Source organism: Bacillus sp. PSXD-155 (assembly GCF_049310765.1).
GTDB classification, from domain to species: Bacteria; Bacillota; Bacilli; order Bacillales; family Bacillaceae_G; genus Bacillus_A; species Bacillus_A cereus.
Genome location: NZ_JBMOWC010000088.1, coordinates 1 through 11,947, shown reverse-complemented (window position 1 = coordinate 11,947; position 11,947 = coordinate 1). Strand labels below are relative to the sequence as shown.

Below are 11,947 nucleotides of genomic sequence, written 5' to 3'. Positions count from 1 at the left end.
TTATGAAAGGAATGATGGATGAATAATGATTAACTAATTTATATTTTAAGTTGAATTTTATAACTTCAAACTACAAAATATAGGGTTAGTCTATCCATTTTTAAAATTCAGTTCATACTTTATTTGTCATGATTCAAATGATTAATAAGTACTTATTAAGTATAGACGAAAGACTAATCCTTCCGATTACAATTGGGGGATTTTTTTATTCCCGTTTATGTTAGTTGGAACTTATTAATTGTTAAATGTACCTAACAAATAAAGGAGCGAGAAAAATGAGTACTTCAGACACTATTGTTACACATGTAATGCTCTATATAAGTCGTTAATATCCATCAAACTTATATAGAGCAATTAAAAAATGGATGGATGTTCCGACTTTATATGAAACGTTTCGATATATAAAGGAGGAATTATTATGTCAATGATAAAAGTCCAAGATTTAACTTTTTCATACCCAGGTAGCTTTGATAATATTTTTGAAAGTGTAAACTTCCAAATAGATACGGATTGGAAGCTAGGATTTATTGGTAGAAACGGACGAGGTAAAACGACATTCTTTAATTTATTGTTAGGGAATTATGAGTATGGTGGGAAAATCCTTGCTTCGGTAGAATTCAATTACTTCCCCTACTCTGTTGCAGATAAGAACAAATTCACTCATGAAATCCTTGAAGAAATTTGTCCCCAAGCAGAAGATTGGGAATTTCTGCGTGAGATATCCTATTTAAATGTTGATGCTGAGGTCATATACAGACCATTTAAAACATTATCAAATGGGGAACAAACAAAGGTGTTGCTTGCTGCACTGTTTTTAAATGAGGGCCAATTCCTATTAATTGATGAACCAACAAATCACTTAGATACTGATGCACGAAAAATAGTCTCTGATTATCTAAGGAAGAAAAAAGGATTTATTTTAATTTCACATGACAGAATCTTTTTAGATGGGTGCGTTGACCATATCCTATCTATAAATAGAGCAAATATTGAAGTTCAGAGTGGTAACTATTCTTCTTGGAAGTTAAATTTTGATAGACAGCAAGAGCACGAAGAGGCTACAAATGAGCGTCTACAAAAAGACATATGGAGATTAAAACAGTCTTCCAAGCGTTCAGCAAGTTGGTCTCATGATGTGGAAGCTTCAAAAAATGGAACGAGGAATTCAGGCTCTAAGTTGGATAAGGGGTTTGTAGGTCATAAAGCAGCCAAGATGATGAAAAGAGCAAAAAACCTTGAATCAAGACAACAAAAAGCTATTGAAGAAAAGTCAAAATTACTAAAAAATGTGGAGAAAACTGAGTCCTTAAAATTGGAACAATTACAATTTAAATCAAATGAATTGATTACTTTGGTTGATGTGTCCGTTAAGTACGATGACCAAATTGTGAATGATTCGATTAGCTTCATAGTTGAACAAGGTGACCGAATTGTACTTGATGGAACGAATGGGAGCGGAAAAAGTAGTATCCTAAAACTAATTCTAGGACATCCGATACAGCATACAGGCTTAGTTATTTTAGGTACAGGACTCATCATTTCCTATGTCCAACAAGATACTTCTCATTTAAAGGGATCGCTATCAGACTTTATTGAACAGCACAAGATTGATGAGACCTTATTTAAATCCATCCTACGTAAGATGGACTTTGACCGAATTCAATTTGAGAAAGATATATCTCATTATTCTGGTGGACAAAAGAAAAAACTGCTTATCGCTAAAAGCTTATGTGAAAAAGCTCATATATATATATGGGATGAACCACTAAATTTTATAGATATCTATTCCCGTATGCAAATCGAAGAGCTTATTCAACAATTTAATCCCACAATGGTTATTGTTGAGCATGATAAAGCATTTCAACAAACAGTTGCAACAAAAACTATATCTATGTAGCTCAAAACGAATACTTGAAAATATAATCAGCAAATTGAGTCATTGAATTATAAATACTTTAATGACGTGTTGAAAAAAGCCTAATTTCTCTACAATACATTGAGAAATTAGGCTTTAAATAGTAATAATAGAATTCATATACACTGAATAATTTACACGTTAGGTTTATCTGTTAATGCAGTAACAATCCTGTTCACTAAGTCTTCTGGCATCCATTCATGATTTGTATCATTCGTTTCATTTGGCCCTAAAGAATCAATAAATTTTTTAAACTTTGGAAATAAAACAATAGAAGTGATCCAATGTATCGTATGATTTATGGAGAAGAAATGAAAAACTCCTTGCTTTTCACCCTCCTGTAATATTTCTTTTAACTGTTCAAAATTACCTATGAAATACGGTTTAATCTTTTCTAATCGTGCACTTTCCTTAATAATCTCCTCATATGCCAATGATCCAATTTCAGGGTTCTCTTTTATATGTGTAGTAAAAACCGTTAAATATTCTCTAAGGGCATTGATAGGATCAAATTGATTCTTCTCAAGAAAATTGGGTAGCTCATTAGCAAGACCATATTTCTTAAACACCTCATAATATAGGTTTTCTTTCCCATTAAAATAGTAAGAGGCCATAGCAACATTCACTTTCGCTTCTTTTGCAATTTCTTGTATGCTCGTACCTTCGTAGCCACGCTCTCCAAATTTTTTCTTAGCAGCCTTTAAGATATTTTCCATCGTCTGCTCTCGAGATTTCCCCATTTCACACACCTCAAATAGTATATATTTCACTTCAAAAACCCAATAAGGACTTTGAATAGAGTATCTTTTTAATGAAATTTAATTATATATTTAAAGTGGTAACTTAACAACCGATGAAGTTCTGATTACTTTAAACAATATCCCCTTGCGTAGCATCAATAGCTTTCAAATACTTTACGCTCTTTTTTAATCGAGTGAAAGTCTGGACAAAAAACATCTAATGTTATCTTAACTTCGTGTGCAAACAAAAAAATAATAAGGACCAGATCTTATCTATAAAATAAATAAGATCTGGTCCTTTCGTTACATTATACAAATTTAACATAAACTAGCGTACTCGTATCTTGATGAGATAATTATCCATCAATCGTCCATCATTTTCTGACTAAATCTGTTTAATCTCGATATAAGGTCCTTTAATGTTTAATTTGTTAATATCATTAGATATATTGCCTACAGTTGATTTTTCATTAAAAGTATAGACCTTTTCACCATTTACAAAGATACCCCAATTTTTATCTTCGTAACTGATACCATAACCAGCATTGCTAGACGTAGCTTTGAGTTGATTTCCATTCATTGAAAAAAATAATTTTCCTTTTCCTTTGTTAAGTTTATCATTCACGCTATTGATACTATTCATTTGTTCTTCAAGGACTTTTTGGTTATCAAGAGTAACTTGATGGTTTTTCCAGTCTAATTTATAGTGGTTCGTAAAGAATTCATTATATGTATCTTTATTATTTGTTCCCCACCATTTTGAACTTACCCATTCGATATTGTACTGATCTGAAATTCTACGATTTGTTATTTTTAAATCTGATGTAGTTTCTGTTTTATCAGCAGTAATAACCGCTACTACGTTTGGAGAAAAACCATATCCTGTTAAAGCTGGTACTGTATCTTTTGAAACAAAATTATTCGTTCCTTCATTATAACTACGTGATTTCATAAATAGTTGATTACCATAGAAAGTATTGAATGAATCACGATTATAAATTCCCCACTCTGGGAAATTAAATGATTGAAATCCTACTTTCCAATTTAATTTTTTATCTGTGTAAGTCTCTAATACCGTTTTATAATCTACTTGATCATAAGATACACTTTCTTTCCAAGCAAAGCTACCTGTGATACTTGCATCGGCATTTGGCCCTTTATCATTTACTCCTACTTTAACACTTCCACCAAGTGTATACCCTACCTCAGAAGTGACCTTTGCTGAAGTCATTGTATTAACTGGGGCAGCTTTATGGAATTGAGCACTATCACCACTTGTTATTTCTGCTTCAGTATGATAGGCTGATGGCCATTTTAAACCTGCGTTATAGTATCCGCTATTAATTGTATATTTAGCATCTATATTACTACCATCAGTGGTAACAATTGCAATCTTTTTATCTGCGTAAGGATCCTCAATAAAAGAAACCTTTATTGAATTTTTGATATTCTGCTTCATGTCATAAGTAGTTTTAAAACTATTATAGACCTTCCCACCATTTTGAAGATTTTCTACAGTTCCTTTAGAATCTGCAAATGCAGATGTTGCTTGTAAACCAAATGATCCAGACATAATAACGGACGCTACCGCAACGCATTTAGCTATTTCTTTTGCATTTTTCATACAGACAGCCACTCCTTCTTAAACATTTAAAAGATATAAATATATTATTTCTAGTTCACAAAAATAGAGATAGATTCATAGCCATACAATATAGAAATTCATTAACTTTTATGGCACTAACTAAAAACACATGTTTCACTAATCTTCCTCTCACTATTATTGATAACTATTATCAACATTATTAAAACATAAAATAACGATTTAAACAACAATTTTAAATACAAATTTAAAATTGTTGTTTAAAAAACTACAAAAAAATTATAGAATTCTTCATTTCGAGAATTACTATATTTTCAATTACTTATTACAGCCTATATTCAGATACATTATTTCCTTTCCATTCATAATAATCTAAAATTCCTTCATAAATGGCTTCTGCTGCAATTTGTCTGCCATTTTCCGTAGATAATTTACTGTAATCAATACCATTATCTATAAACGCCAGTTCCGTCAACACAGCTGGCATGTCATTTTCTCTTATAACATGAAGGTCGCCATGTTTAACTCCCCTGTCTCGTGTTTGAAGTGCCTCTACTAAACGTGTTTGAATTTTTTCCGCTAAAACACGACTTTCTTCCACATGAGGATTTGTTTTTTCAGATTTAGAAGATTTATAGTAATATGTTTCTGTCCCTTTTGCATTACCATTAAAAGCATTTGCGTGTACGCTTATAAAGATATCACCCTGATTTTTCCTAGCAAATTTAACACGTTCCTGTAAAGAACTTTTTTGATCATGTCCTGGTCTATTATCAGATTGACGAGTTAATAAAACTGTAAATGGTGTATGCTTTTCAAGTAATTGTTGTAGACGTAAAGAAGTGTCTAGTACAATCTTACTTTCAGGTAATCCCTTTGTGGATTTCCCAGGATCTTCGCCACCATGTCCAGGATCAATAATGATTGTTTTACTTTCTAATGGGTTTTTTGGACGATGTTGCATCATATCTGTTTTTGCAGTAAGTTGAGCAGCTTCAGCACGTGTTATAAATCTATTTGGTTGCCAACCGTTCTCAGTACCATTGGAAATTTTCAAACCGATTAAAATATTGGCATATTTTTCTCCCCAATGCCCTTTTAAATCTTCAAATTTAACCTGCTCGTTATGATTTTGTGTGCTTTGTAGTTTATATGCATTTACTAGCATCGTAGCCATAGCAGCGCGAGTTACTTTTCCGGATGGATTGAAGATTCCATTACCCTCACCTTTAACAATACCAGCTTTTTCAGCAGCAGCAATATACGGAGTAGCCCAGTGGTTTTGTGAATCTGTAAATGATGGTTTTGCATTAGAGTCAATTTGTATACCTAAAACTTTTGTCATAATTTTTGTAGCCGAAGCTCTGTCTAATGAGTCATTTGAACCGAAAGTTCCGTCTGGATAGCCATTCAATACCTGTTTATCAACTAAATAATTAACGGATTTGTCCGCCCATGCAGGAACATCTGGGAACTTATGAGTATTTGCAAATGTATTAGATGAGTAGGATAATAGACTTCCAGCAAGAATTCCTGTAGCAATTAATTTGTATTTCAAAATGAACACCTCTATCAAGTTATTACAATTTGGTAAATATATCATTTATAATTAATCTTTAAATAATACGACCTTGAATAAAGAATAGATTAAGTCGTTTATATTAATATATAGCGGATAGCGAATATAAAATCGAACTATTACTCTAAAAATAATCCTCGGACATACACTTATAGATAGAGATTATTAAATATACTCACCAACATCGTGTAACCAGTATAGTTACTTGTACATACGAGTGTCAATTAAAATAACCTTACAATTTTGTAAGATAACCACCTTAATAGTAAATCAAGTAATTATTAAATAATATAAATAGTTACTATATATAATAAAATAACAATCTTAAATTTTGATCAAAGACTAATTATTTTGATAGGAAAATAACTTATAACAACCACATTTTCAACAATGCTTTTGAATCCTACTTTACTCTATAATTCTCTGTTATATCCCAACGTGAATGCTCCTATAATATAGTCAATTGCTGCAATGAATACTACAACTTATAACATTGTATTCCCTCAAAAAACATCTCTAGAAGCCACCTAAAGTAGCCTTTATTAATACACCCACACAATCCATCTTTTCACTCCCTTAAGACATCCTCAAATTTTACAAGGAATGAAAAAAGAAGAGGGATACTTTCCCTCTTCACCAAAAAAATTAAAAAACACCTTAATTTATATCCCCTGCCTTTTACAATCTCACGTCTATTGATAGCCAGTTTAATTCTTCAATTCTATTTTCATAGATTCATGTATTCTTCTAAGGTCTGCTTTTGTTTATATATAGTTCTTAACAGAAAGACTGTATATCCTTCTATTTGTTTGACATCATTAAAATGCTCACAAATATAAATAAATTCTATTCCTACATATAGATAAAAAATCTAAAAATTTATATAATAAGATTAGAAGTGTGGCATATTATTATTGAAGGGTCTTGGTATAATGCTAGGCATTAATGTAAAAAAAACAAATGAAGAGTTAATTATTTCATGGCAATTGGCGGAGATTACAATTCCATTACGTGATGTGATTGAGGTTACCGAAGATGCTACCTATGCTGGTGTTGAAGAAGTAGATGTAATACGTATTGGAACAGCTTATGGGACAACAGAACGTATTTTAATTAAAACAGTAAAACAAAATTATGTATTATTTACTACAAATAAAGTTGCTATTTTAAATGCCATTCACGCTTAAATATAGGAGTCTTCTTGGCTAAAATGATAAAAATAAGCACATCTTGTTATAAAAACAGATGTGCTTATTTTTTAATTTCTATGCATTTTTACGTTTCAAGAAAATAACTCCACCAACAATTAACAGTAATGCGCCTGCAGCCATAGAGATCCAACTTGTAAGATTAGTACCTGTTTGCGGTAACCATCCAATTTTAGATTGAACTTCTTTCTTAGGTTGTGGTTGTTCTTTTACTTGCTCTTTTGGTTGTTCTGAAGTTGGAGTATTTTTATCTTGATGCGGCTGTTCTGGTTTTGGTTGTTCCGGTTTTACTTCTTTAAATTTAACTGTTTGACCCTTATCTTCAATGTCAACGTGTATAGCTACCAAGACATTATCTTGATACAATTCTTCAAACACTACCACTTCTTTTCCTTGTAATGCAGAAGCATTAAATGTGAAATCGAGTGTGATAGAACCATTTTTCTCTTTTGGAGTAAACTTAGATTCTACTGTTACTTCTTTACCATCAACTAATAATGGCTTGTTTGTTGCTTTATCCATTAGTTTACCTTTTACAACGTACTCTTTACCCACGATTAAGTCTTTGTATTCCACTTTATCTTGGATTGTTACAGATTTAGAAGCATCTAACTCTTTAGAACCATCAGCTTTGTTTGTAGCTGTCGTTTTAATAGAAGGTTCTACAAATCGAACTGTTTGACCTACATCGTTAATGTCAGCATGAGTTGCAATTACTTTACCTTCATGTAATAAGTCTTCAAACACGACTACTTCTCTTCCTTGCTGTTCAGCACCAACAAAAGTAAAGTCTAATGTTACAAAACCGTTCTTTTCTTTTGCAGTAAACTTCGTTTCAGCTGTTACTTCTTTTCCATCAATTAATAATGGTTTGTTAATAGCTTTGTTCATTAGTTTACCTTTTACAGTGTACTCTTTACCTACAACTAAGTTAGTATACTCCACTTTGTCTTGAATAGTGATAGAATCCTTTGAATGAATCTCTTTTCCACCATCAGCTTTGTTTGTTGCTGTCGTTTTTACTGAAGGCTTAACGAACTTAACTGTTTGACCTTTATCATTGATATCAGCATGTGTTTTAACAATTTTTCCTTCTTTCAATAACTCTTCGAATACTACTACCTCTTTTTCTTCTAAACCAGTTGCATCAAAAGTGAAATCTAGTGTAATAGAACCGTTTGCTTCTTTTGGTGTAAACTTCGTTTCAACAGTTACTTCTTTACCATCTACAACTAATTGTTTATTAGTCTCTTTATCCATTAATTTACCTTTTAAAGTGTACTCTTTACCTACTTGTAGGTCTTTATATTCCACTTTATCTTGGATTGTTACAGACTTGGACGTGTGCATTTCTTTTGTACTATCTTTTTTATCAGTTGCTGTTGTTTTAATTGAAGGAATCTTCTCATCTTTGACGATGTGTTTAATAATTTGACCATTCTCTTTAATTTCAAAAGAGAACGTTTCTTCATTTAATACATAACCTTTTGGTGCAACAGTTTCTTTATATGTGTATTTTCCAAATGGTAATTTTTCAAATTTAGCGATTCCTTTATCGTCTGTTTTTCCTTTTACTACTTCTTTTCCTGCTTCGTTATAAATCGTAAATTCTGCATTTGGAAGCTTGTTATTTCCATCAGCTACATCTACCTTTGTAATTTCTAGATCACCTTTGATAAGATGATTAACTGCCAATAACTCAATAATCTTCCCGTGTTCCTTTATTTCGAACATAATTGGTTCTTTAACAAGAACATAACCATTTGGAGAAGCCTTTTCTACAAATGAATATTTACCATACGCTAAATCTTTGACGTTAATCTCGCCATTTTTATCTGTCTTATATTCCCCAACTACTTTTCCACTTTCATCTTTCAATTCAAATACTGCACCTTCTAATTTTTTGCTAATATCTTCATTATCTACTTTTAGTAATTTCACACTACCTTTCACTTCGGTATTTTCCACTGTAAAAGTAAGTGTTTTATTGTGCTCTTTAATTTCAAAAGGATACTTTGTTTTATTTCCAATATATCCATTAGGAGTTTTTGTCTCTAAGAAATAATACTTTCCATACGTAAGACCTTCAACGTTTGCAATTCCATTTTCTTTTGTTACTACTTGTTTCACTTCTTTTCCATCTTCAGTGAAGACTGTGAATTCAACATTTGGTAAAACCTTTCCTGAATCACTGAGCTTTTTAATTTCGATGTTACCTTTTACTTTGTTATTTACTATTTGGACAGCTCCTGTTTCTCCTGTCTTAACTTCAATATTTTGTGGTTTATCATCTGAAACATAGCCTGTTGGTGCTTTAATTTCTTTTAATGTGTAAGTACCAATTGGTAAGTTGTTTAATTCTGCCATACCATCAGCACCAGTTGTGATTTTTCCAACTGATTCATTATTTGCATTAAAGACCTCAAATACTGCACCAGCTAAAACTTCTCCATTTTCTCCAACCTTTTTAATTTTTAAAGAACCAGCTGCTTCCCACTTTACTGCAAGATCACTACTAAGCTTTTCTTCATTTCTTTCTAATAGTACTGTAGCGTTCTGAACAGTATCCGTACCACGGTAAGCAATTGCTTGAACTTTAGTTAAATTAGCAGCTACACTTAAATTAAATTCACCCGTTTTTGTATTCTTAGGAATTTGGATACGAAATTTTTCTCCAACTGAAAGCTGATCTTTCACTTCTCCATTTTCACTAACAATTCTAACTCCATTAGGTGCATTTTCCGCTACTACCTTATAAGAACCACTCTTAGCATTTGTTTGTACTGAATATAAATTTGTTTCGAAGAATTCACCCTTTAATTCTGCTTTTTGCTTTTCAGCAGGAATCACATTCATAAAAACATCTTGAGTCTCTTCACTATTATTAGCATTACTAATAATAGCCTTAGCTGCTTTTTCAACATTTTTATTCTCATGTTTTAATTCATTTACATCGAGTTGACCTAATGCATTCCAAACCGCAAGTTGCGTTGCATAATGTGCTTCATTTTTATTAGCTACTCCCAGCTGTTCAGCACTTTTTTGCGGGAAACCATTTAATAAGACTCTATATACTATATTATCTGTTTTCCCCATTTCAGGAAGATCTTCACCATTTGGTGATTTTAATCCAAGAGTTAAGCAATAAGCAATTTGACCACTTGAATTTTTAATCATTTCAGTGCGAATGTACTTACCTAGACTATTACTATAACTCCAGTCCATTGAATATTTCTCATGCGTCATAACCTCTGCACTAGCCCTAGGTAAAAATACATTAAGGAATAATGCCAGTACTGATAATAATGTAAAAACTCTTATAATGATTCTCTTACCCAATTTTGTAACCTCCCTAGAATAAATTAATCCGAGTATATATCGCAATATCTAAAACATTCACGACCGACCCGATTATCATTATAAAACAATAAATTACAAATATTAAATAATTTTAATGAAATAGTCAAAAAATTTACATATTTTATTATTTATCAAGTTTTTTAACAAATTTACTATATACAAATTCTAAAACACGCCTACAATTTAAAAGACAAATATGTATGTTAAATATATAAATAGAAATTCCTTTACTCCAGTTATTAAGCTTTCCCCTTATTAAAAATAGACTTTTCATTTTCTTGTTAATCCGCGTAATTTATACACCTCTTTTAATCTATTACACTCCTCCATTTAAATATAAAGATGACTTCTCGTTCAAAGAATAAAGTGAAACTTTAATCAGTGGGGGTTTTGTTCATCCCCCACTGATTATTAGTTGAACCAATCGGGCGTTTACTGGCAGCCCGACCCCCACCTAACTTCTTTGCTTCCGCTGAATTTTGAGGTGGGGGTCTTACTGCCAGTTAATGCGGGATTAAATGTTTATTATTTCTATAACTTAGCCTAATTTTAAATGTATAACCTAAAAATAATTACTAAAAACCACTCATATAAGGGTGGTTTTTCTATTTCCCCATATAATTTAGCGGAATGTTACATCATCTTTATTTTGATATCTTTTATAGTAGACATTCTCTCGTTGATACAATCTAGTAGGTTAGCAATCGTAATATCAAAATATATTTATAATTATTTTCTGTTTAATAGCAAAAAACGAACACCCTCTCACAATTAGATAAGGTGCTCGTTTTCATTTTTATCGGTAATTCTCAATTCAATTTAGCTTCTTTCCAATAAGCAAAGATTAAATTAACTTAAAAACATAGCGTTTTAAATTTAATTCATAGATCTTACTGAAACTTGGAATTGCCCCTTAGAACCATCCTCATTTGAAACGTAAATTTTATATGTTCCATTCGGTAATGGAGATAAAGCATTCCGTACATTTGTAACATTAATTTGTTGTTCTCCAGGTTTTATATAACCACCAACAATTAGCTCTGTATTTGGACCTTTTACACTATATCCCATTTTATTTTGACCATTATTTTTCATAGAGAAGCTTAAGTCAGTACTCCCATCATATACGAAAGAAGTTTCAACCTCGCCACTATAATCCATTGTTTGGGTTAATAATAAGTCTGCAGAAACATGTTCAACTACATGAATTGGATCATTCGTTTTGTGTACTTCTTCAGCATAAGTATTATTCCCTAACACACCAAGTGTTAATGCTGAAACTACTCCACAACTAAGCACTAGTTTATTTAACTTCATTTTAAGTTCCCCCTTGATGTTTGTATTCTATTACCATCATACATCCTTTTCCAAGTGCGTTTTTATGTAATAATTCATATCTATAAACCTATATATCTTAACTTTTCACCTTAATAGTTATTAAGAAATCCACATAGATAAAGCTACAATATTACGCTTCAAAAAAAACATGTAAATTTTAAAGTCTTTTTCTAACAAAGTTTTATACGAGTAAGTACCAAAATA

Annotated in this window: 7 protein-coding genes; 2 read left to right on the top strand and 5 right to left on the bottom strand. The window is 31.5% G+C overall.

All coding sequences use genetic code 11. The features are described 5' to 3' along the window. The first annotated feature begins 418 nt into the window (after positions 1–418). Positions 419–1,897: an Lsa family ABC-F type ribosomal protection protein gene (locus tag ACO6VI_RS31815; protein ID WP_161520199.1), complete on the top strand. Its 1,479-nt coding sequence runs from the start codon at positions 419–421 to the stop codon at positions 1,895–1,897. A gap of 152 nt (positions 1,898–2,049) precedes the next feature. Here ACO6VI_RS31815 and hlyIIR read toward each other — a convergent pair whose 3' ends face one another. The 3 genes from hlyIIR to ACO6VI_RS31800 all read right to left on the bottom strand — a co-directional run bounded on the left by hlyIIR (position 2,050) and on the right by ACO6VI_RS31800 (position 5,816). Beyond that, on the bottom strand, positions 2,050–2,655 hold the full coding sequence (gene hlyIIR, locus ACO6VI_RS31810) for a hemolysin II regulator HlyIIR (protein WP_016080734.1): 606 nt from the start codon (positions 2,653–2,655) through the stop codon (positions 2,050–2,052). A 385-nt stretch (positions 2,656–3,040) separates the two neighbouring features. After that, a complete protein-coding gene (gene hlyII / locus ACO6VI_RS31805; protein WP_161520198.1) occupies positions 3,041–4,279 on the bottom strand; it encodes a hemolysin II HlyII in 1,239 nt (412 codons plus the stop codon). Positions 4,280–4,583: 304 nt separating this feature from the next. Then, on the bottom strand, positions 4,584–5,816 hold the full coding sequence (locus ACO6VI_RS31800) for an N-acetylmuramoyl-L-alanine amidase (RefSeq protein WP_161520197.1): 1,233 nt from the start codon (positions 5,814–5,816) through the stop codon (positions 4,584–4,586). 953 nt (positions 5,817–6,769) lie between these two features. On the opposite strand from ACO6VI_RS31800, the gene ACO6VI_RS31795 reads away from it, so the two are divergent. Then, on the top strand, positions 6,770–7,024 hold the full coding sequence (locus ACO6VI_RS31795) for a hypothetical protein (protein ID WP_161520196.1): 255 nt from the start codon (positions 6,770–6,772) through the stop codon (positions 7,022–7,024). Between the two features lie 78 nt (positions 7,025–7,102). On the opposite strand, the gene ACO6VI_RS31790 is transcribed toward ACO6VI_RS31795, so the two are convergent. Then, the gene (locus ACO6VI_RS31790; RefSeq protein WP_161520195.1) at positions 7,103–10,384 is read right to left on the bottom strand and encodes a VaFE repeat-containing surface-anchored protein; all 3,282 of its coding nucleotides are present in this window, start codon (positions 10,382–10,384) and stop codon (positions 7,103–7,105) included. Positions 10,385–11,281: 897 nt separating this feature from the next. Further along, positions 11,282–11,722: a hypothetical protein gene (locus ACO6VI_RS31785; RefSeq protein WP_161520194.1), complete on the bottom strand. Its 441-nt coding sequence runs from the start codon at positions 11,720–11,722 to the stop codon at positions 11,282–11,284. Positions 11,723–11,947 lie beyond the last annotated feature (225 nt).